The following is a 22949-nucleotide window of genomic DNA, read 5'->3' as shown; positions in this document are numbered from 1 at the left end:
ACACATAAATTCTAATTTAGGTGAAACGAATGCACATGCGCCTCCTGTTGATTCTCCCTTTTTTTCTGGCAATTACCGGCTTTACCTTTGGGCAGGAGCCGCTCATTTTTCAAAATGCCACGCCGGTGGAACCCAGCCGGTATGAAAAGATTGATGGGGATCCCATGCTTTTCAAAGACTGGCAGAACGGCAGGATCATTGGCAAGGGAGGCACCATATTCCTGGACCTTACCCTGAATTACAACGGATACTCCCATGGCTTTGAAGTGAAGCAGGGTGATCATTACATCGAACTCGACGAAAGCCAGTGTCTGATGGTGGAGGTTTTTCAGGGTAAGGATACGATGCGTTTTGTCACAGAATTGCTTCCGCCGGTTCAGGGCCAATGGGTTGAGCAGATTTACGTGGGCAACGGCATCTATTGCGTGAAACACTTTAAAGTGGAGGTCAGTACACAGGTAGTACAGAATGTGGGTAACAAAGTGGAGTTTAAGCGATTTAACCCCATTTCCCACTATTTCTTCCTGGTGGATGGAGAAATGAAAGAATTCAGGCCCAGGCGCAAAGTTGTGCTGAAGATGCTGGGTGACTCAAAAGATATTGAGAAGTACGTCGATGACCATGCCATCGATGTCGAGACAGATGCAGGACTGAAGCAAGCGCTTGCCTACTATGGTCAGACCAAACAATAAGAAAGCGTTCCGGTAGCTGGCAATACTGTCAAATTGAGGTTGATAGCCTGCCGGCCAGGGCGGCATTTCAATTCCCCGGTAACCTTAACCCTTACCTTCGATATCGAATACCAGCACTTTGCTCCACAGGTGCCCGCATTCAGCAATGAATTTTTTATGCAAGGGATCCACCTGGTATTCATTCTGATCTTCGACCGAATCAAAATACATGAGCTCGGAGGCAGACCAGCTGCTGTCTATGACATCCCGCTCTTCGGTTGCAGCGGGCACCCCTACATGCAACTCCCGGACGGTCGAGATGGCAGCCAGTGCTTTGATGCCCTTGAGGAGCTGATCCAGGTCAGACTGGGAGTCAGGATTCTTTAACCAGAAAAATACGTGATGGATAATGGTAGGCTTTGCGCTCATGTTTAAGGATTTATCGGTCGCGAAAGTTAACCATTGTGAACGGATTAGCCGCCGGTGGGCGGTGAAAAAGTAGTTTACAAAGCTGAAAAGTGGAGGGAAAGCTGGTTGGAAACGGCTGGCTTGTTTCTTCCAACGCGTGGATACCTTCCGCAGGAGGGGTGAAATATGTAAAAGTTCCCGCCTAATAGCAAAGTTTAGCTCAATAATGCTCCCAAAGTTTAAAATTTACGCCCGTTAACATAATATTATTAAGAAGATATTAAATAATTAAAAAAGATTGATAAATTTCCCGTGGATTTGCAATAACATAATAAACAGGCCTTGGTTTACACCTTCTTATTAAGCCAGCTGCCTAAAACACTTCTTTATTTCACCTAAATCTCATTGGAAATGAAAAAATCTTGTCTACTCTTTTTTGCTACCCTCCTGGTGGCAACTTTGATGGGGCAGAACATCCAGGGGGTGGTTACATCGGACACCGGTGAACCGCTCATTGGGGTTTCTATCCTCGAGAAGGGGACTTCTAACGGTACCATTACCGATATCGACGGGTCCTACCAACTCAAACTGAATGATGCCGGGGCTACCCTGGTCTTCTCGTACACCGGCTTCCAGACGCAGGAAATCGCCGTCAATGGTCAGACCCAGATCGACGTGGTCCTGATCACCGGAGCCATGCTGGATGAAGTGGTGGTCACCGGACTGGGTATTACCCGTGAGCGTAAAGCGTTGGGGTATGCTGCCAGTACGATTGATGCCAGGGAATTGGAAATGACACCCATCACCAATTTTGCGACCGCTCTGTACGGCAAGGCGCCGGGAGTATCGATACGTACCACCCCCGGTGGTGCCACCAGTGGTTCGAACATCAACGTAAGGGGCTTCTCGTCAATCACCGGAAACACCCAGCCACTCATCGTGCTGGATGGCGTTCCGATCCGTAACGGTGAATACAACAACACCAATTACTGGGGTGATCAGCGCATCCGGGGAAATGGTCTTACCGACATCAACATGGATGACATCGAAAACATATCCGTGCTGAAAGGTGCTTCTGCTGCTGCCCTCTACGGTTCAGAAGCTGTCAACGGTGTGATCCTGCTGACCTCCAAGAAAGGAAAGGGATTTGGTGTTGAATTCAATGCCAGTTACAGCGCCGATCGCATCGCCTACCTGCCGCGTTACCAGAACATCCGCGGTCCGGGTTATTTTACGAATCTCGCCGATGCCGGCCAGGATGAAGAAGGCTTCATTTATTACGACGTCAATAAGGATGGGACTCCGGACACCCGGGGTTTGGTTAATACCAGTGTCAATTTCGGTCCATTATTTGACGGCCAGCCGATCATGGCCTGGGATGGGGTGATCCGGCCATATGTAGCATCCAATGCCAGTTATGCCGATCTTTTCCAGAATGCCCACAGTTCGGATATCAACCTGGCTGTCACCAATGCCAACGACCGGTCCTCGATTCGTTTCTCCTTTACCCGCCAGGATAATCAGATGATTTCATTCGGATCGAAAAACCAGCGGAACATTGCAAACCTGACAACCAGCTTTAATACCAGTAAGCGACTGAACACCATTCTGAACGTCAAGTACATCAACCAGTATACGAAGGACCGCCCCTACAAGGTGGACCGGCTGATCAACAATTTTACCGGCATGATGAACACCTTTGAAGCGGCAGACTGGTACTTCAATAAGTACAAGACCAGTCTGGGATACAAATTCCGTACCGGCACCCAGGCCAGCCTTACGCCGGATGAAAACATCATCTACAACGGATTTAAAGGTGACATTGCCGATTACGTCTGGCGTGTCAATGAGCAGCATTCGGACGAATACAGCAACCGGGTGATCGCCAACATCCAGCAAAGCTGGGAAATCATGGATGGATTGAAACTGCGCGGTATTATTGGTACCGACCTCACTACCCTGGATATCCAGAACCGTAACTCTACGGAACAGCCCAGCGCTTTGTATGCGAATCCGGGTGGCGGATTTTCCCTGAGCAATGAGGTGAATACCCTGGTTTACGGTGATGTGTTGTTGTCTTATGACATCAGCCTGACCCCGGACCTGGATCTGGGTTTGAAAGCCGGCTACAATGCACGCAAGGAAGATTATACGCTGGTCAACCGCAGTACTGCAGGCGGACTGAGCCCGGAGAATTTCTTTGACATCTCTGCTTCGATCAATACTCCGGGTGGATCCAATTACCGGACATCCCGGGTGTTGGACGCCATGCTCGGTATTGCCAGTCTGAGTTACAAGGACTTCATTTACCTGGAAGGTACCATACGTCGTGACCGGACCTCTACGATCTCACCCAATAACAACTCCTTTATATATCCATCGGTCAATGCCAGTTTCCTGCTGGATGAGGCTTTTGAATTGCCGGAAGCAATCCGGTTGGCAAAATTACGTGCATCTTATGGAATCGTAGGTAATTATCCAGATATCTACCGGGCAAACATCGCCTACAATCAGAACACCCTGGGTGTTCAATACGAAGGTGGACGCCCCATCCTGTATTCTTACATCAGCAATGCTTTTGGTAACGACCTGATCCGTCCGGAGCAGAAGCGTGAGTTTGAGATCGGCCTGGAAGGCAATATCTGGGGACGTTTGCGTGCCGATTTCAGTTTTTACAATGGCCGCATCGTGGATCAGATCCTGCCGGTCGACCTGCCCAGATCATCGGGGGCGCGGACCGTACTGACCAACATCGGAACCTTGCGTAACAAGGGTGTTGAGATCCAGCTGGGCGGAGACGTGGTCATTAATAAAGATTTCTACTGGAATGCAACTGTTAATTATGCACGGAACGTGAACGTTGTGGAAAAACTGGCCAATGGAGCCACGGAGTTATTGCACGCTGACTTTGATGGTAATGCCGCTCAGATCCGTTCTGTGGTCGGACAACCGATGGGTGACATCTATGCACACCCAATCGCCACCAACGACAAAGGTGAAAAGATCGTTGCGCCCAACGGTCTGTATCAACTGGACGGGAATACCTGGGAAAAATATGGCAATGCATTACCTGATTTCGAAGGCGGTATCATCAACTCACTGGGGTATCGCGGATTCACCCTGGATATCGTTGCCGACTTTAGCGTGGGTGGTTCGATCATGCCGACCGGCATCTACTGGCTGACCAGCCGGGGTTTGACGCAAGAGAGTTTGAATTACATGGACGCTGAGCACGGCGGTCTCCGTTACTATGTGGATGCCAATGGTCAGGGTATCCAGACGACAGCCGATCGCGGACCCAATGGTGAGCAGGTATTTAACGACGGTATTCTCCTGGAGGGCGTTGCCCTTTCGGGTGAAACCAATACCAATGTGATCTCACAGGCTGTTTATTACAACGGTACCTACAACTGGGGAGGGCCTCAGTACGGCAATTCGCGTTATGAGTTGTATATCAATAAAAACAATTGGTTTAAAGTTCGCGAACTCGCACTTGGATACAATATTCCCGAAGCAATATCGGCAAAAGCCGGTATGAGAAATGCCAGAATCTCCGTATTTGGACGTAACCTGTTCTTCATTTACCGCAGCATCAAAGATCTGGATCCGGAACAAACTACTGCCGGTTCACGCTGGTATCAGAATGTAAACAACGCAGGTAATAACCCATCATTCCGCACCTTCGGCGTGGAGTTACGTACAAAATTTTAATCACGACTATAAAAGACCAAAAATGAAATCCATCATAATAAATAGCATCCTGGTCGTTTTGGTGTTGCTCTCGGCCTGCCAGAAAGCGGATTTTGCCGATGCCTATCCGGATCCCTCCAAAGTGGCTACAACATCGATCGAACGGCAATTTACCGGGATATTAAATGCCGGCGTGGACTACGTCGTGCCCAACTACCGCAATTACTTTGTGACCCTTCGGATCACCCTGAATCCGTGGACCCAGTCGATCGGCTGGATCAATACCCCTAATCAGTATGTGCCGGGATCTTCCGGTGTAGAGGACGTTTGGTTCAATTATTATGACGTTCTGGCTCAATACCGCGAGTTCCAGAAAGTTTGGAACGCCACGGATGCCACCAAGCAGGAAGATCTGAAGATCTTCAACATGGCTGCCGCCATATTCCTTTACGGGGAGACCGAACGCATGGTTGACCTTTTCGGAGAAATACCATTCTTTGATGCCGGTCTGCTGAGTACCAACAATGGTGATTACAACAATTCGTATGCACCATTTGATCAGGGTGATGCGATCTATGCTTTCATGCTGGATGAACTGAAATCCATTGCCGATCAGATGAAGACGCTTTCCGTTGGAACCGGATTCCAGGCATCCTTCAAAGCACAGGACATCATCAATAATGGCAACCTGGATTTGTGGAGACGGTATGCCAATTCACTGCGCTTGCGGATGCTGACCCGTGTATCGGCCAGCTCGGAATTCAGTTCACGCGCCGGTTCGGAAATCGCAGAGATCATCGGTAACCCAACCGATTATCCGGTCGTTGAGAATAATGGCCAAAACATCATGATCGATGTGTATGACATCAATACCCCCATCAATTCCAAGGGTTTCCAGCAAGGGATCAATTCCAGCGGATGGGATGGCGACGACGCTCCTCAGAAAATGATCAACTTCCTCAAAGACTCTCAGGATCCGCGGTTGCGCATTCTTTTTGAGCCGGGTACGGAAGCAGGTGGCGAGTACGTGGGCCTGGATCCGCTATTGACTGGTAACGAACAGCAAGCCCTGGTCAATGGAGGTCAGATCGCCTACTACAACCGGACGACCACCAGCCAAAACCAGTATTTCCCCGGTGTGATCATCAATGCCGCTGAGGTCAGCTTCCTGAAAGCGGAATATTATGTAAAGGGTGGTAATGATGCCTTGGCGCAGGCTGCCTACGAAACCGGAATTCGTCAGTCCATCGAATTCTATATGTCGGTGAATGCAGGCAGTGACGATCAGGTAGCAGCAGCAGCACCTCCGACGGAGGAGGAGATTACAGCTACACTGGCTTCCGATCCGGTCAACTGGAGCAATGCAACAACCAGCGATGCCAGGATGGCCCTGATCGCTTACCAGAAATGGGTCCATTTCAACATCATCCAGCCTTACCAGAACTGGGCTGAACTCAGACGTCTTGACGTGCCCCAGCTGCAGTTTTGGGTAGATAATTCCAGCACCCAGACCAATCCACCGGTGCGTTGGAGCATCCCTGGCAATGAGATAACCTACAATGCGGCTAATTATCAGGCCATCTCAGGTACTGATAAACTGGACCGCAAGCTGTTTTGGGATGTGAAATAAGTTACCTGAAGGAGTAACAAAATTGGAGTCGGGTGCTTATTTTGGATAAATGGGCACCCGACTTTATTTATGAGAAGCAGTCCTGAACACGTCAAATTTAAGGCTGGGAAGATCCGGGTAGCGGATCGCCATTTGGCAGTGGTGATCCCCGGAATCCTGCTGCTGGTGTTTTTACAATGTGGTCACGACCCTTCGGTGCAAAACCAGGCTGAAAATGATCCATCCGTTTTACCGGTGACCTTGCCTGAGAATGGTGAGGCTTTGGCCCACAAATATTGTCAGACCTGCCATTTATTTCCTGAACCAGCCCTCCTGGATCGCAAAACCTGGGTGGAAAATGTACTTCCCAATATGGGATCCCGCCTGGGAATCCGCACCGCGGGGTATGATCCGGTGAAGGAGGCGGACCCGGACGAAAGATCATTTCTCAGGCAGCTCAATGTCTACCCGGATAAGCCTCTGATCACTAAAGCGGAATGGCTGTCCATGGTCGAATATTACCACCAGGAAGCGCCTCAGAAACTTCCTGTCCCGGGCACAACTACAACTATTTCCAGCGTGCCGGCCCCTTTCGCAGCCAGTGAAATAAAGATCGGAGAGAAGGAAGTTCCACAGGTCACTTTGCTGAAATACGATCCGGATGGAAGACGATTGTATGTCGGGGACCATCTGGAATTATATGCATTGGATCAGAAGCTAAACATCAAATCTTCCTGGCAATTGCAGACACCTGCAGTGGACATGGCACATGCATTAGAGTCCCTTTTTGTGCTGGGCATTGGAACTTTCAGTCCCTCGGATAAACAGGAAGGTGTCTTTTTTCCGCTGCTGTCGGCAGATCCTGTTTTGGCCCGGAACATGATCATCGAACACTTGCCCAGGCCGGTCCAGTTTGCCATTGGCGATGTGAACGGAGATGGGCGATCCGATGTGGTTGTTTGCGGATTTGGCAATCATCAGGGCAAGCTGGCCTGGTATGACGGGGGATCAGCTTCCGCAGAACATGTATTAACCACATTGCCCGGCGCCCGGAAAGCGGTCATCCAGGATCTGGATGGTGATGGGAAACCCGAGATCATAGCGCTCATGGCCCAGGCCTGGGAGAAATTGTCCATTTATCACCATCAGGGTGGGGGCGTATTTAAAGAAGAAACGGCTTTGAGTTTTCCACCGGTGTACGGTGTAAGTTACTTTGAATTGGCTGACTTTAACCGCGACGGGCATCCTGACGTACTGCTGACGAACGGTGACAATTGGGATTATTCTCCGATTGACAAGCCCTACCATGGCATCCGGATTTTTATGAATGACGGTCAAAATCGCTTTAAAGAATCCTATTTCTTTCCCATGTATGGATGCAGTGAGGCGCGTGCCTTGGATTTTGACCAGGACGGGGACCTGGATCTGGTAGCCATAGCATTTTACAACAATTTAACGACGGTGAGTGCGCGGAGCTTTGTGTATTTGGAGAATACCGGAAATCAACATTTTGTAGGTCATTACATGCCGGAAGCGGCAGACGGGCGATGGCTGACCATGGATGTCGGGGACTTCAACCAGGATGGCTATACCGATGTGTTTTTAGGCTCCTATTTTCACAATCTGGCCGAATTGACGAAGTCTCTGCAAACCGGAATCACAAGTTTTCCCCAAATCATGATGCTGACATTCCGGAAATAGCAACCATCACACATTCATGCCTACGATGAATGGATTAAATGCCTTGGAAATGATCAGCACCGGGCTGCCCACCTGCAAATTCTGCAGGTCGCCGGAGGTGGCCAAAACGTTCACAACCTCGGAACCCACCAGCACATCTACGAGAAATAAAACCCCGGAAGGCCGGATCTGGACAATGGTGCCCTGCGCCCGGTAGCGTCCGCTGACAGTTTCGGAAGAAAAGAGCTCCGCCGGACTGCCTTGACGGATCAATCTTCCCTCTTCGATCACACATACCTGCTGCGCCAGTTTGAACAGCTCCGGCAGGTCGTGTGAAACCAGAAAAATGGTCAGGTTATAGGTGTCCTTAAGACGGATCAGGTAATCCTGCAATGTCTGCCGCATGGAGGCATCCAGCGCAGCCAGTGGCTCATCAAGCAGCAGGATGCGGGGTTTGCGAACGATCGCTCTGGCGAGGGCGACCCGCTGTTGCTGTCCCCCGGACAATTGTCTGGGAAAACGACCGGCCAGAGAATGCAGATCCATCATCTGCATCAGTTCATCGATGATGCGGGGTGAGTCCTCCTTAGGTAAGCCAAAGAGCAGGTTCTCCTTTACCCTGAGGTGAGGGAAGAGTGCATAATCCTGAAATACAAATCCTACCGACCGGTGCTGAGGAGAGGTGTTTTGCCCGTTATTGCTGTCAAACCACACTCTGTCATCGACTTGCAGGTGGCCTTCATCCGGAGTCATCAGGCCGGCGATCATCCGCAGGATGGAAGTCTTGCCGGATCCGGATGGACCGAAAAGTCCGGTGATGGTGCCCGGAAGGGCCAGGCACTGAACGTCAAGCTCCATGATGCCCTGGGCTGAATGCAGTTTTTTCCTGAAATGCCAACGGATCATCGGTTCCAGGTATTAAAGCTCCGGCCGTTTATCCAGGATACCAGCCAGACGATCAGGAATGTTATGATGAGCAGGACCAGGGCATATCCATTGGCTGCCCGGTAGTTCAGGGTTTCCACTGCCTCAAAGATGGCTACGGATGCGACGCGGGTACGGCCGGGTATATTGCCGCCGATCATCAGGATCACTCCAAATTCGCCGATGGTGTGGGCGAAACTGAGAACGGTACCGGTAAGGATGGCCGGCCGTATGTTGGGAATAAGGATCCTGCGCAGGATCACCCACCGGGACTTCCCCAGCGTAAGCCCTGCTTCGGTCAGCGAGTGGGGCAATGATTGCAGAGCTGCCTGGATGGGCTGGACCATAAAGGGGAGGCTGTAGATCATCGAGGCGATGACCAGGCCCCCAAAGGAGAAGACCAGCCGGATAGCCAGCCATTTCTCCATCCAGGCCCCAAAAAAGTAATTTGGGCTGAAGGCAACCAGCATGTAAAAACCCAGTACCGTGGGTGGCAAAACCAGGGGCATGCTGATCAGGGTCTCCAGAAAAGGCTTCCATCGACTGCGCAGGTTAGCCAGCAGGTACGCCAAAGGTATTCCGGCTAATAGCAGGATCACCGTAGTGATTCCAGCCAGTTCAAGCGATAATACGATCGGTTGCCAGTCCATCAGGATTCCAGTATAAGTTCATTTGCTCGTATCCAGGCCGTCAGTTCATCGCCCGGTGTAACTCCAAAGTCATCCATCACAGCAGTCGGCACAATGGCGGTTAGATCGTGACTTTGGTGTTGCAGGGTAACCTGGCTCAGCAACTCACCTCGTCGCACCTGCTTTACCTTGCATGACAATTTATTTTGGATGCCAATTTCTACCTTTTCGTCCCTGCTCAGGGTAACCGCCGATTCTTTAAACAGGACATGGACTTCGCGGCCGGGGTCCAGTAATCTTCTGGCGGATGCACTATCAATCAAGAGGACATGCCATGCGGTATCGGCAAGCGACACCCGCACCTGTAGCAGGTGATCTTCTTGCAGGTAATCGACAATGGTGGCATTCAATTTATTCATCTCCGACCGGTAAATATCCGTATTTCCGGAATATTTCCTGTACCGGTTGCGAAGTTAGGTAGGACAGAAACCGCGCCGCATCCGGGTGGGGAGCGCCATTATGGAGTACTATGACCGCACCCTGGTCAATGGGTTGGTACAGGGAATCCGGTATCGTATACCAGCTTGCGGACGACGGCAAAGCATTCGAGAAGCGGTAGGATCCGGCGGTGAAACCCAGTTCAGCGGCGCCACTTTGGATGAACTGGGTCGCCTGACCTACGCTTTCACCATAGACCAATTTGCTGCCGGCCTGTTCGAGGAGGTGACTATTCCGGAGGCATTCCAGGGCCGCTCTGCCGTAGGGGGCCACTTCCGGATTGGCCAGGGCTACATGACGAATATCCTGATCCAATACCCGGGACAGACCCGGCACGGGGTTCCCGGAAACACTGCAAAGAACCAACTGCCCTCTGGTATAAATCACGGGAAGAGCAGTGGTAACACCTGCAGTCGCCAGTTGCTGCGGGTAACTCATATCTGCCGATAAAAAGACATCGTACGGAGCGCCATGCAAAATCTGAGCGGTGATCTTACCGGATGCATTCAGAATGAGCTGGGATTCATTGCCATTGACCGAATCAAACTGGTTGATCAGGAATTCCATGACCGGCTGCAGATTTGCCGCGGCAGCTATGGTTAACGGTTTTTCAGAAGGCATTTGGCACGATTGCATCCAGCATATTACTCCCGTGAGCAGGATGGCAATCCAGGTTTTACGTAAGAATCCGGTCATTGTTCTTTGCCGCGATGTACTGACAGGTAGATCCAGCAAGCCAGATCCTCGGCCGGGACGGTGGTATGGATCTCTACATCATGTCCGTAGGCACGATTTAGATTTGGTTCATTATTCCAGATTAGTTCCCATTCGGCCAGCAGCGCTTGTGGCATGTGACCCTGTACTGCACGGGGCAGGTACGCGCCGGCAGGAACCTCGAGGCTCAACAGGTTTTCCGGCAGGCCCGATGGGTCCTTTACCGGACACCCAATGAATGCGGTATAAAAATCGCGGTGGTCGGAAGCATAATCGTGGTAAACCACCCAGATCTCATCATTGATCCGCTGGGGTACCTGTTGCTGGATCTGTTGTTCGTAAAAAGCCTTCCACAGTACACCCAGATCCTTCAAGGATTGTCCATTCCGGTTGATGGTGCGCACCTGAATGCCTGCAAGCAATGCCTTGGGTCTTTCAATTGATTTCATGACGACAAGATACGAATATTGGCGGGGAGGACCAGCAGTTGCGGGTATTGGTGGAAAAGATTGGCCACCTCTAAATGCTCGCTTGGCCAGGAAGGTTTATTCAGTCATGAACACCGAATGATTCATTGTAAAACAAATCTCATCCGCCGTTCCACGGTTAGGGTATCAGAGGTGACCTTTCAAGTTAAAACGCAAACCGGACAGGATTCACCTTTCCTGCCATCCGCAGGAGCCGTTGTGAGGATCCCTGTCCTGAAAGTAAGACTGGCTGATGCGGAGAGGTCACCTGTATCCATGGTGTTTTTCCAGCGAGACTGCTTTCCGTAAAAAAACGGCCTGAGCAGAGGCTCCACTCAGGCCAAAATAGACTGTATTCACGATGTTCTATGGTAGATGACGAATGGCATCATTATCCATCCAATCAACCTGCTTTCTGTAGAAAGGACAAGGACATCTGAACAGGTCACTAGGAGCGGGATATTTTTTTTAATGCCGGCAGGGTGTAGATGAGGGTGATGCGGCCGATACCATATTGCGTGTGGTCGCCTTTCCAGTAAATGTCACGGAATTCACCGGCGAGCTCGGCTTTGAATCCGGCTTTGAATTTGTAACCTAAACCTGCATAGTACCGGTATTCCTGTCCGTAAAACCGGTCAAAGTGTGGCGCGATGGACCAGAGCCCCTCCACATAGGTATTCAGATACAATGGCTTTTGTTCTTTACCGATTGCCAAAGGAAAGACCGGATTGATACGATAACGCGGACGATAAGAGTAGTCGTAGTCTTCCCGGTAGGCATTCTGGATCCACCGTTCTTCCCACCACATCCGGTGTGTCACTTTCCATTTCCACACTGGTTGGCTGGCAACGGCAAAAACGTAAGTTCGCCATTCATGACGGGCAGTCAATTCGAAGGGATTGTAGGTTCTCAGGGTCGCACCAATTCCAGCTTTAAGCCAGGTGTTCACACTCCGGCCACCTTCCAGATGGCCTTCCCAAAGCAGGATATCGGTGTAGGCATGGAGGTGCTCCAGGTTTTCCGGAATGGTCAGGTGGCGGGAAGCGCCAAATGTCATGCCGGTGACAAACCAATGGTCATCGATGGGTAGTGTCACGATGGCTCCGGGGAGGCTGGCTCCATAACGACTGATTTGTCCGGAAAGCGGTTGCGCAAAAAAGGTTATTCCGATGATCAGCAGGGTCCACAGGGTGCTGCGGGGTGATGTATTTTCAGGCAGGATCATGATTCCAAAAAATTTATCCGGAGACGAAAATACCCTGATGTGAGGGAGAGGCAGAGAACCTGGATAAGGCAATTTTATGATTTAAGTCATAAAATTTTGGGCCCATCAAAAGTTGCCTGTCTGAGCGCAAAAGCCAATTTATTGTTGGCATGATCAGCACGGGGCAAGCAATAATATGTTTGATATTAATGATTTAATCATTGCGATTATTTATCATGTGAAAAATACCCAAAATGGATATTGATCAAGTGGCGTATTATTGTGTTGTCTTAACCAAATGGTTAAACTAAATGGATAAACCAAATAGTCAAGAACAGGTAGATACTGAAGCCCGTATCCTTGAAGCAGCCAGAAAGGTCTTTTTCAAGCAAGGTATGGCCGGTGCGCGCATGCAGGACATCGCTAACCAGGCGGGGGTTAACAAGGCTCTCCTGCACTATTACTTCCGCAGCAAGGACAAACTATTCCAGACCATCTTTATCCAGGCCTTCCAAACCATGCTCGCTTCTTTTAAAGAGATACTCGCATCTCCTCTGACAATCACGGAGAAACTGGAGTCTTTCATCCACATTTACATCTCCAACATGCGTCAAAATCCCTACCTGCCACTGTTTATCATCAATGAAATCAATAAAGACCCGGAGAGCTTCCCCAGTCAGCTGATACCCCAGCAGCACCGGGTTGACCTCCGTCAATTATTCAATCAGGCACAGAAGGAGATTGAAGAAGGCAGGATCGCTCCATTCAAGCCTTTGCACCTGATCATGAATGTGCTGAGTATGAGCATTTTTACGTTTGTAGCCAAGCCGATGATGATCCATATGCTTGGCATCAATGAATCACAGTATGAATCATTTCTCAATGAGCGCGAAGAACAGATCATTGCATTTGTACGGAGTGCTCTTAAACCATCATAAAACGAAACCGATCGTATGAGAAATTTTTGGATCCGACTCACTTGCATCCTTTCATTGCCTCTGGCAGGCTGGAGTCAGAACATCACCCTGGAGTCCTGCCTGGAGCAGGCCGTAGCAACGAATCCGTTGTTCAGAATGCAGGAGCGGCTGCCTTCTATCCAGGAGGCACAGGCTAAACAGGTCACGGCGATGTGGTTACCTACCGTTAAGCTGGGAGGCCAGGCCACCTGGCAATCACAGGTTACTTCCGTGCCCCTGGAATTCCCGGGGATAGACATCCCCACACCTACCAAAGATCAGTACCGGGTCACGGCGGAAATCCAGCAGACCATCTGGGACGGGGGAATGATCCGGGCGCAGGAGAATCTTCTGGAGGCGCAGACCGCAGTACAGAAACAAAGCCTGGAGACGCAATTGTACAGCATCAAGGAGCAAGTCATCCAGACCTACTTCAACATCCGGCTCGCCCAGGATCAGCTGAATCTGTTGCGGACTCAGCAACAGTCCATCCAGGGCCGCTTAAAACAGGTGCATGATCTGGTAAATGCCCAGATCACCAGTATATCGGATGAGCGTCAGCTGCAGATGAAGGCCGAGGAACTGGCATTAAATATCCTGGATGCCAGAGCCCAGAAACAGGTCGCTCTGGATGCTCTGAAGACACTCACCGGTCAGCTTTACGATACTACGGCCGTTTTTGGTGACTTTGCCCCGGCTGCATCACCGGATGTACAGCATCCTATGGTCGAGCTCTATGCCCGTCAGACCGAGGCTACCAAAGCACAGGAATCCATCATCCTTCGTCAGAACCGGCCACAAATCGGTGCATTTGCCACGGCAGGTTATGGCCGGCCCGGATTGAACATGCTGAGCGATCAGTTCGATACTTATGCTATCGTGGGAGCACGGCTGACCTTGGATCTGTCCAAATTTTACAATGGCACCCAGAAACATGCTTTGGCGGTTCAGCGCCTCCAGCGTGATCAGATCCAGGATCAGCAGGACGCCTGGAAACAAAGTCAGGATGTACAACTGGAAAAAGAAGAAAATGCCCTGGCATCTGCACAGCGGTCACGCGATTCCTGGGACCGCAGACTGGTTTTGGCACAAGCCAATCGCAAGGATTACGAAGGCCGTTATGAGGCAGGGCTGGTGGCCTACAGCGAACTGCTCGACCGGATCACCGAAGAACAAACCGCAGAACAAATGGTGACGCAGGCAAGGGTCAGAGCCCAGTGGCAGGAAGCCCGGATAGCATGGCTGCAAGGCAAATTATAAGCGAATAATAATCGACAATTATCCCGAATGGGATGGTTAATATATCCTAATGTACTTAAATCAAGCTTTTTACGCATGAAAAAAGGAATAATATTTGGCATGATGGCCGGCCTGTGGCTATGGTCGGCATGTTCTTCCCAAAAGCTGGGATACGATGCCAGCGGTGTATTTGAAACCGAAGAAGTCATCGTGGCCGCCCAGGTATCCGGGTTGGTGAAATCATTGGATCTGGAAGAGGGCATGCACCTCGCCGCCGGGGACACACTGGGACAGGTGGACTGCGCCGGTCTGGAGCTCCAGAAAGAACAACTGGAAGCGAGCATCAATGCCCTTCAGATCAAGACCATGAGCGCGCAACCTCAAGTTGCCGTTCTCCAGCAACAGATCCAGGCCCAGGAAAAACAGGTGTCCGTTCTCGAGGCTCAGCGGGCCATCTGGATCAAGGAGAAAAACCGCGTGGAACCGTTGGTCGCCAGTAAATCGATTCCGGCTAAACAATTGGATGATATCACCGGACAACTGGATGTATTGCAGCAGCAAGTGGATCTGGCTACCCAACAGATCCAGGTGCTTAAACAGCAGATCAATGCACAGCAGTCGGTCACCCATGAACAAAATGAATCCATCCTCAGTGAAGGGGAACCACTGGTCAAAAGGGTGGCACAGATCCAGGATCAGATTGACCGGTGCAACATTGTCAATCCGATCGATGGTGTCGTCCTGACCCAGTATGTGGAGCAGGATGAAATGGTCAACCCGGGCAAACCCCTCTACCGGTTGGGTAACCTGAAGCAAATGATCCTCCGCGCGTATGTGACTGCTGATCAATTGCAGCAGGTCAAAGTCGGGGACGGTATCAACGTACGTATCGATGATGGTAACGGGGGCTTTAAATCCTACGCCGGTACCATCGAGTGGATCGCTGACGAAGCGGAATTTACTCCCAAAACCATCCAGACGAAAAATGAACGCAGTAGTCAGGTATACGCCATGAAAATTCGCGTGCAGAACGATGGACAAATAAAAATAGGGATGTATGGAGAAGTCGATTTCCAGTCAACCGGCAGTTGAGATCCGGCAACTTCGCAAAACCTACGACAAAGGTACCGTCGTGGCTATTAAAGGCCTGGACCTTTCTGTGGGTAGAGGAGAATTGCTGGCGCTGATCGGTCCGGATGGAGCGGGTAAAACTTCCCTGTTCCGCATATTGGCAACACTTATCCTGCCGGATGCAGGCCAGGTCGAAGTGCTGGGTTATGATGTGGTGAAAGACTTTCAGTCCTTGCGGCTGATCACCGGGTATATGCCGGGTCGCTTTGCCCTATACCAGGATCTCACCGTACTGGAAAACCTTAGCTTTTTTGCCACCGTCTTCAATACCACGATTGAAGCCAATTACGACCTCATCAAAGATATTTATGTTCAGCTGGAACCCTTCAAGCACCGGCGCGCCAGCCAGCTGAGCGGTGGGATGAAACAGAAACTGGCTTTGTGCTGTACGCTGGTTCACAAGCCTTCCATCCTGCTTCTGGACGAACCGACTACCGGGGTGGATCCGGTCAGCCGGCAGGAATTTTGGGACATCCTGTCCAAACTGAAAGACGATGGAATGACCATGATCGTAAGTACTCCCTATATGGACGAAGCGCGGCGTTGTGACCGCATTGCGATGATGGACCGGGGCGAACTGCTGGATATTTCCACTCCGGAAGCCCTGATCCATGGATTTGGCAAGCCGCTGTACGCAATCCAGAGCGACCGTATGTTTGCTTTATTACAGGATTTGCGAAAGTATCCGGTTACCGACACCTGTTTCGCTTTTGGGGAAGCACACCATGTCACCTTCAGGAAACCCATCCAGGTGGATGATCTGAGGGGCTACCTGCAAATGCAGGGGCACCATCACGTCGACATTGCACAGATTCAACCTACGGTAGAAGATTGTTTTATGGACCAATTAGCTTCCTGACCATGCATACACCCGTCATTCAGGTACGAGAATTAACCAAAAAATTCGGGCATTTCACCGCCGTTGATCACATTTCCTTTGATGTAAACCAGGGAGAGATATTTGGTTTTCTGGGAGCCAATGGGGCCGGTAAAACCACCGCGATGCGGATGATTTGTGGCCTGCTGACACCCACCTCGGGAAAAATCGACGTGCTGGGCCTGGATATCGAGACGCAAACCGATGCGGTCAAGCGGCAGATCGGTTATATGAGCCAGAAATTTTCCCTGTATGACGGTCTTACCCTAAGGGAAAACGTCCGCTTTTACGGCGGTATCTATGGAATGAACAAAGATCAGCTTAAACTCAAGATCAATGAGCTCGCGGAGAAACTGGGCCTGCAGGACAAGATCGACCATCAGGTGAGCTCCTTGCCTCTGGGCTGGAAACAGAAACTGGCCTTTCTGGTGGCCATCCAGCATGATCCCAAGATTGTCTTTCTCGATGAACCGACAGGAGGGGTGGACCCCATCACCCGCCGCCAGTTCTGGGAACTGATCTACGAGGCGGCTGAACGCGGCATCACGGTATTTGTAACGACGCATTATATGGATGAAGCGGAATATTGTGACCGGGTATGCATCATGGTTGACGGACGGGTAGCCGCCCTGGACCGCCCGGAAAACCTGCGCCATAAGATGGGTAAGGAGACCATGCATGACGTTTTTTATCAACTGGCCCGTGCGGCACAAAGACAGGAATAAGCATCAATGAAAACATTTTTGGCATTTATTCGGAAAGAATTCTGGCACATCCTGCGGGATCGCCGGTCGCTGATCATCCTTTTTGGCATGCCGGTGATGCAAATTGTCCTGTTTGGATTTGCATTATCCAATGAGTTGAAAAACAGCAAGATAGCCATTTTGGATGCCTCCCATGACCAGTACACCCAGCGCATCATTCAGCAATTGAATGCCAGTGAATATTTTACGGTCACGACCAGCATCCAGGATGAAAAAGAAATCGAACCGTTATTTCATAAGAATAAGGTAAAAATGGTGGTGGTATTTCCTGCCGGGTTTGCTGATTTGCTTTCCCACCAGCACCAGGCCACCGTACAGCTTATTGCTGACGCCACCGACACCAACACAGCTAATACGATGGTAAGCTATGCCAGTGCTATCCTTGGCAACTTTCAGAACTGGCTGCTGGCAGAGCAATCTCTGCCCTATACGATTCAGACAGAAACCCATATGCTATACAATCCTCAGCTGCGGAGTGCCTACAACTTTGTTCCAGGTTTGATGGCGATGATCATTATGATCCTGTCCGCTATGATGACGTCGGTTGCTATTGTCCGGGAAAGGGAGAACGGCAACATGGAGGTATTGCTGGTTAGTCCCCTGAAACCCATGTGGATTGTCGTCGCCAAAGCAGTACCTTATTTCCTGTTATCATTTATCAATGTTCTGATTATCCTATTGCTCAGTTATACGTTATTAAGTCTACCTGTCCACGGTAGTTTGATTTTATTCCTTTTTGCTTGTTTGATCTTTATCCTGACTTCTCTGGCATTGGGGTTATTAATATCCACAGTTGCCGGATCCCAGCAGGTTGCCATGTTCATGTCTTTAATTGGACTGATGATGCCAACGATTATCCTGAGCGGGTTTATGTTTCCGATAGAGAATATGCCCTGGGTTTTACGGGCGATATCACATGCAGTTCCGGCGCGATGGTTTTATACCATTGCTCAAAGCATCCTCCTGAAAGGGGTATCTATTTTTACGTTATGGAAGGAGTTACTTATCCTGCTGGGCATGGCCTTATTTTTCTTAGTGGTTAGCATCCGTCGCTTCCGGTTGCGATTAAATTGACAGTTGAATATGGGTACGTTCAAATATGTTCTCGAAAAAGAATTTCAGCAGATCCGGCGGAATCCGACCATTGTGCGAATGATGCTGGCAGTACCGATCATCCAGTTGATCGTATTGCCATTTGCTGCCGACTATGAGATCAAACAGCTTAATCTGGCAGTGGTTGACCAGGATCATTCCAGTTATAGCAGGGAGCTGATGGGAGAAATGACAGCATCCGGGTACTTTCAACTGGCTAATTATTCCTCCAGTTTTAATGAGGCTTTAGGAGCTGTGGAGCGTAATGAAGCCGATCTGATCCTGGAGATACCGGCTCATTTCGAGCGTGACCTGGTTCGTGAGGATGGAGCTACCCTTGCTTTGTATGCCAATGCCATCAACCAGGTCAAAGGCGGGCTGAGTCAGCTCTACGCGGGGCAGATCATCAGGCGTTTTAATAATCACATCCGGGCTGAGTGGGTCCAATGGCCGCGATACAGTCCGGTGGAAATGGTGCAGATCGAACCACAACTCTGGTTTAACCCGCACATCGATTACCATCTTTTTATGGTGCCGGGAATCCTGGCGGTACTTATCACCATGGTGGGCAGCTTTCTGGCATCCATGAACATCGTTCAGGAAAAGGAAGCAGGTACCATCGAACAGATCAATGTGACGCCAATAAAAAAATACCAGTTTTTGTTGGGTAAGATGATCCCATTTTGGGTCATGGGTATGTTTTCGCTTACTCTGGGTCTGGTGATCGCCTATGTGGTTTATGGTATTGTTTCAGTCGGTCCGCTGTGGGTAATCTATGCGTTCTCCGCTTTCTACCTGGCGGCTATCCTGGGAATAGGTCTGCTCATCTCTACTTTTGCGGATAACCAGCAACAGGCCACCTTCGTGTCTTTCTTTTTTGTGATGATATTCATTTTAATGAGCGGACTGTACACTCCGGTCGAAAGCATGCCTGGCTGGGCCAAGGTCATTGCTTACTCAAATCCGGTAACCTACATGATCGAAGTAGTCCGCGGGGTGATGATCAAGGGTGCCGGATTTATGGATATCCTGCCCTACGTTGGTATCATCGGGGCCTTTGGCATCTTATTTAATAGCCTGGCAGTATGGCGGTACCGGAAGACGGTGTAGCGGTTGGTCAGTATTCAGTAATCAGCAGTTCGTATTCAGTAGGGGGGCACACGAATCGAATTCGGGGAACTGGTTATTTTATGGTGTTCTGCTTATTATTCCTTCCGGGTGAAATTCAGCCTTATGCATCCTTGTTTTTTGCATCCCATTTTATGGATTAATTGCTACATTTAATGCAATACTTTAATAAATGCGTCCACTTATCTACATACCATCGATTGTTTTTGTTGTCGTACTGACCCTGCAATTACCATTTGTTTTCTGGCAAATAGAAGGCTTATACCGCCCCTCTGCCTTCATTTCTTCGGATGGTCAATTTGAATTCATCGGGTTGGCATGGAAAGGAAGAGGAATCCAGATGATGGAAACGAATTTTCCGGCTAAGAAAGAAAAAGTGAATGATGCCCGCATGCAGTTATTTCTGAAGTCAAAAATAAATCCATTTAAAATTGGGTTGTGGCGGGAGTAACTGTTTCACGCCAGATGGAAATATCCATACGAAGCATTTAAATGGGAAGTGAAGTAAATATAAAATGTCATAGATAGCATTGAATTTAATCTGTTGATAATTAGTCGATTATGGTGGATTCACTCGTTTTATTATTAATAACTGTTGGACTTTCTGCTAATCAAGATACGACGAAATTTTATTTATTTAATGATACGGCATTTCAGGAGACCAAATATGGATATTCAGTGGAAGATTATCGTTTTGGTCAAAATTTCCTTTTTAACAAAGAGAAACAAATCGGAACGCAAATACCATTGAGCGACTCGGGTGGAAAATGGGTCGTTGGAGATCTGGTTGATGAAGTTTGGGAATGCACCGGTGACGAAGTGACTACATCTTTAGGAACTTCCGGTGTGATCTATCAAAAAAAAGAAATTTCTCTTCAAGCCGTTGGAGGCGGATTGGACACATCCATTACGTATTATGTTTTAGGCAAGGTGCCTGATTACATCTATAATTACAACCCGCACATCTATTTCTTTTTAAACAGACATCTTAATCCGCATGAATTCCTTGATCCGGATTATTTGGATTTTCCGTTTGTTCTGGAAGTATACCGGTATATAGGAAGTGAAAAGATGGTTTTTAGGGAGGTAGATTCCATTGAAAGGATCCCGCAGGCGGGCTTCAGGATGCCCGACCTTTCGACATTCAGGATGCTATCCTATCCGGAATTCAGAAAAGAGCTGGATAGGGATCCGGAGAAAGAATAGTCCAGCTTGTAAACCTGGGATAAGTCTTTACCGCGGAAAAAACCCCATTATTTGTAGCTTTAACCATAACCAATGATTATGCGAAAGAATGTGTTGATACTCCTGGGATTCGTGGCCCTCGGATTAGTAGCGGTGGCTTGTGGCCATCAGGATTCCACGTTAGGTAGTGCTTCGGATATTGCGACCAAGGAAGAGCTGATCGCGCGCGCCGATTCCTTTGAGATGAATACGCCTTATGAACAGGTACCGGGAAATGCACTGTCCCACCACATCTCCGGCTTTGCCAAGATCCTGTGTTCTGCTGTATTCATTACCGGTTTGGATGCCGACTTTGCAGCAGAAAACATCGGATACTTCAGTGCACCTTACAAATACCGGAAAGAGATCATCAAGCGGGTTATCGACGAAGAAAAGAAAGAAGTGCGGCTTACGCTCCCCGACGGCACCGTACGGGTTGCGCGGTACTATGGGGATCAGGGTTGTGTAACTTTGCCGGAAGGGGTGGATTCCGTGTATTTCCGGCCGGTCGCTATCCAGAAGAATTTGCCCGATGCTGCGACCACACCCTGGCCGATGGGTGACCTGGTGCCTGGCGATCCCTGGCCAACGGAAGTGAATTTAGAAAAAGTAGAAGCCGCTCTGGACGCTGCCTTTGCAGACCCGAAGGGGATGACTGCGGCATTTGTGGTGACCTGGAAAGGCCGCCTGTTGGGTGAACGGTACCGAGATGGCATCACCATGCATACACCGCTGGAGAGCTGGTCAATGGGCAAGAGTCTGACGGCCACCTTGTTGGGGACGCTGATGCAGAAAGGAGTTTACACCCTGGACCAGTCAGCACCGGTGCCGGAATGGCAGGAGCCCGGAGATCCTCGTCAGGAAATTCGCATTAAAGATATTTTGCATATGTCTTCCGGGTTGCGCTTTCGGGCGCCTCAGGACCCGGATTACGATGAGTCATTGGGCTATCCGGACCATCTGTATGTCTATACCGATGCCGGTAACTCCTTTCATTGGGCAGCAACCCGCCCGCAGGAGTGGCCACCAAACACCATCGGCCGTTACCGGAACTCCGATCCGGTTTTGATCAATTACCTGGTACGGCTGGGTGTGGAGAACAACCTGCATGAGGACTACCTGAGTTATCCGCAGCGGGCATTGTTCGATAAAGTTGGCGTGCGTGATATGATCATGGAGACGGATCCAACCGGCAATTTCCTCTTGCAGGGCTATGAATTTGCCAGTGGCCGCGATTGGGCCCGTCTGGGTAATCTTTATCTCCAGGACGGCGTCTGGAATGGCGAGCGCATCCTCCCCGAGGGTTATGCTGCCTTTGTCAGTACACTGGCTCCTGCCTGGAAAGCTGACCGGAGGCCCATCTACGGAGGTTTCTTCTGGATCAATGGCGATGGAGGGTTTCCAATACCAAAGGATGCTTATTTTATGGCTGGCGCCGGCGGGCAATATACCATCATCATCCCTTCACACGACCTGGTGGTCGTACGCCTCGGACATTACAAAGGTGCCCCGGAAGGAGGAGAGGATCTGAATAAAGCATTAGCCTTGCTGATGGAGGCAGTGCCGGGAAAATCGTGATATCGCTGTATGCCGTTCGCTTTTCGCATGTGAACACGTAATACGTAAACACTACATAACTTAACCTAATCAAAGATTTGCATTTATATTGGGTACCAGATTTACTAAGTAGGAACTAATGCATGAATAGGAGCATTACTTTCAGAACAGATGAGGAATTGATCAAAGCCATAAAGGGCCCGGATGAAATGCGGAATCAAGCTTTGTATTTTGCATATTTCAAACTAGGGTGGCGAGATTCTGCTATTAATTTAGTGGCGAAATATGGAGGAGATATTCATGACGGTGATGAAATAAGTAACGATGCATTGGTAGCCGTAGATCGAAATATTAGAAATGACAAATTCAACCAGGAGTCATCCTTACTGACTTATTACCTTGCCATCGCGAAAAGGATTTGGTGGAAAAGAACCAGGAGAGATCCTAAATTCAAATCATTAGAATTCGAATTGGATCAGGAAAGTAG

Annotated in this window: 21 protein-coding genes; 14 read left to right on the top strand and 7 right to left on the bottom strand. The window is 49.6% G+C overall.

Annotation, left to right across the window (positions count from 1 at the left end; genetic code table 11):
* Positions 1 to 35: 35 nt before the first annotated feature.
* A complete protein-coding gene (locus tag H6570_22040) occupies positions 36 to 692 on the top strand; it encodes a hypothetical protein (GenBank protein MCB9321978.1) in 657 nt (218 codons plus the stop codon).
* A gap of 84 nt (positions 693 to 776) precedes the next feature.
* On the opposite strand, the gene H6570_22035 is transcribed toward H6570_22040, so the two are convergent.
* A complete protein-coding gene (locus H6570_22035) occupies positions 777 to 1100 on the bottom strand; it encodes a Dabb family protein (GenBank protein MCB9321977.1) in 324 nt (107 codons plus the stop codon).
* A gap of 390 nt (positions 1101 to 1490) precedes the next feature.
* Between H6570_22035 and H6570_22030 the strand changes: the two genes are divergently transcribed.
* From H6570_22030 to H6570_22020, 3 genes are all read left to right on the top strand, one after another.
* Positions 1491 to 4790, top strand: coding sequence for a SusC/RagA family TonB-linked outer membrane protein (locus H6570_22030; GenBank protein MCB9321976.1), 3300 nt, complete (start codon positions 1491 to 1493; stop codon positions 4788 to 4790).
* A 22-nt stretch (positions 4791 to 4812) separates the two neighbouring features.
* Positions 4813 to 6399: a SusD/RagB family nutrient-binding outer membrane lipoprotein gene (locus H6570_22025; GenBank protein MCB9321975.1), complete on the top strand. Its 1587-nt coding sequence runs from the start codon at positions 4813 to 4815 to the stop codon at positions 6397 to 6399.
* A gap of 69 nt (positions 6400 to 6468) precedes the next feature.
* On the top strand, positions 6469 to 8079 hold the full coding sequence (locus H6570_22020; protein ID MCB9321974.1) for a VCBS repeat-containing protein: 1611 nt from the start codon (positions 6469 to 6471) through the stop codon (positions 8077 to 8079).
* Positions 8080 to 8085: 6 nt separating this feature from the next.
* Here the strand turns inward: H6570_22020 and H6570_22015 are convergent, their stop codons facing one another.
* From H6570_22015 to H6570_21990, 6 genes are all read right to left on the bottom strand, one after another.
* Entirely contained in the window at positions 8086 to 8964 is an 879-nt protein-coding gene (locus tag H6570_22015; GenBank protein MCB9321973.1) for an ATP-binding cassette domain-containing protein, read from the bottom strand.
* On the bottom strand, positions 8961 to 9632 hold the full coding sequence (gene modB / locus H6570_22010; protein ID MCB9321972.1) for a molybdate ABC transporter permease subunit: 672 nt from the start codon (positions 9630 to 9632) through the stop codon (positions 8961 to 8963). Before modB ends, H6570_22015 begins: the two co-directional genes overlap by 4 nt.
* Complete coding sequence (locus tag H6570_22005; protein ID MCB9321971.1) at positions 9632 to 10030, bottom strand: TOBE domain-containing protein; 399 nt, start codon at positions 10028 to 10030, stop codon at positions 9632 to 9634. Before H6570_22005 ends, modB begins: the two co-directional genes overlap by 1 nt.
* A complete protein-coding gene (modA, locus tag H6570_22000) occupies positions 10023 to 10730 on the bottom strand; it encodes a molybdate ABC transporter substrate-binding protein (protein ID MCB9321970.1) in 708 nt (235 codons plus the stop codon). The genes H6570_22005 and modA overlap by 8 nt, the downstream gene beginning before the upstream one ends.
* A gap of 71 nt (positions 10731 to 10801) precedes the next feature.
* Entirely contained in the window at positions 10802 to 11272 is a 471-nt protein-coding gene (locus H6570_21995) for an effector binding domain-containing protein (protein MCB9321969.1), read from the bottom strand.
* A gap of 466 nt (positions 11273 to 11738) precedes the next feature.
* A complete protein-coding gene (locus H6570_21990; GenBank protein ID MCB9321968.1) occupies positions 11739 to 12515 on the bottom strand; it encodes a DUF2490 domain-containing protein in 777 nt (258 codons plus the stop codon).
* Positions 12516 to 12805: 290 nt separating this feature from the next.
* Between H6570_21990 and H6570_21985 the strand changes: the two genes are divergently transcribed.
* The 10 genes from H6570_21985 to H6570_21940 all read left to right on the top strand — a co-directional run bounded on the left by H6570_21985 (position 12806) and on the right by H6570_21940 (position 22483).
* The gene (locus H6570_21985; protein ID MCB9321967.1) at positions 12806 to 13432 is read left to right on the top strand and encodes a TetR/AcrR family transcriptional regulator; all 627 of its coding nucleotides are present in this window, start codon (positions 12806 to 12808) and stop codon (positions 13430 to 13432) included.
* A gap of 15 nt (positions 13433 to 13447) precedes the next feature.
* Entirely contained in the window at positions 13448 to 14710 is a 1263-nt protein-coding gene (locus H6570_21980) for a TolC family protein (protein MCB9321966.1), read from the top strand.
* Positions 14711 to 14785: 75 nt separating this feature from the next.
* Positions 14786 to 15781, top strand: coding sequence for an HlyD family efflux transporter periplasmic adaptor subunit (locus H6570_21975; GenBank protein MCB9321965.1), 996 nt, complete (start codon positions 14786 to 14788; stop codon positions 15779 to 15781).
* Positions 15747 to 16679: an ABC transporter ATP-binding protein gene (locus tag H6570_21970; GenBank protein ID MCB9321964.1), complete on the top strand. Its 933-nt coding sequence runs from the start codon at positions 15747 to 15749 to the stop codon at positions 16677 to 16679. The genes H6570_21975 and H6570_21970 overlap by 35 nt, the downstream gene beginning before the upstream one ends.
* A gap of 2 nt (positions 16680 to 16681) precedes the next feature.
* The gene (locus H6570_21965) at positions 16682 to 17422 is read left to right on the top strand and encodes an ABC transporter ATP-binding protein (GenBank protein MCB9321963.1); all 741 of its coding nucleotides are present in this window, start codon (positions 16682 to 16684) and stop codon (positions 17420 to 17422) included.
* 6 nt (positions 17423 to 17428) lie between these two features.
* Positions 17429 to 18535 (top strand): ABC transporter permease, encoded by a 1107-nt coding sequence (locus H6570_21960; protein MCB9321962.1) that lies wholly within the window; start codon positions 17429 to 17431, stop codon positions 18533 to 18535.
* Between the two features lie 9 nt (positions 18536 to 18544).
* A complete protein-coding gene (locus H6570_21955) occupies positions 18545 to 19663 on the top strand; it encodes an ABC transporter permease (GenBank protein ID MCB9321961.1) in 1119 nt (372 codons plus the stop codon).
* A gap of 190 nt (positions 19664 to 19853) precedes the next feature.
* The gene (locus H6570_21950) at positions 19854 to 20132 is read left to right on the top strand and encodes a hypothetical protein (GenBank protein MCB9321960.1); all 279 of its coding nucleotides are present in this window, start codon (positions 19854 to 19856) and stop codon (positions 20130 to 20132) included.
* A 110-nt stretch (positions 20133 to 20242) separates the two neighbouring features.
* Positions 20243 to 20887, top strand: coding sequence for a hypothetical protein (locus H6570_21945; GenBank protein ID MCB9321959.1), 645 nt, complete (start codon positions 20243 to 20245; stop codon positions 20885 to 20887).
* A 72-nt stretch (positions 20888 to 20959) separates the two neighbouring features.
* A complete protein-coding gene (locus H6570_21940) occupies positions 20960 to 22483 on the top strand; it encodes a serine hydrolase (GenBank protein ID MCB9321958.1) in 1524 nt (507 codons plus the stop codon).
* Positions 22484 to 22949: the final 466 nt, after the last annotated feature.

Source organism: Lewinellaceae bacterium (assembly GCA_020636135.1).
In the GTDB taxonomy this organism is placed as follows: Bacteria; Bacteroidota; Bacteroidia; order Chitinophagales; family Saprospiraceae; genus JAGQXC01.
The sequence above is the reverse complement of the archived record's forward strand: the minus strand, read 5'-3'. Positions and strand labels throughout refer to the sequence as shown.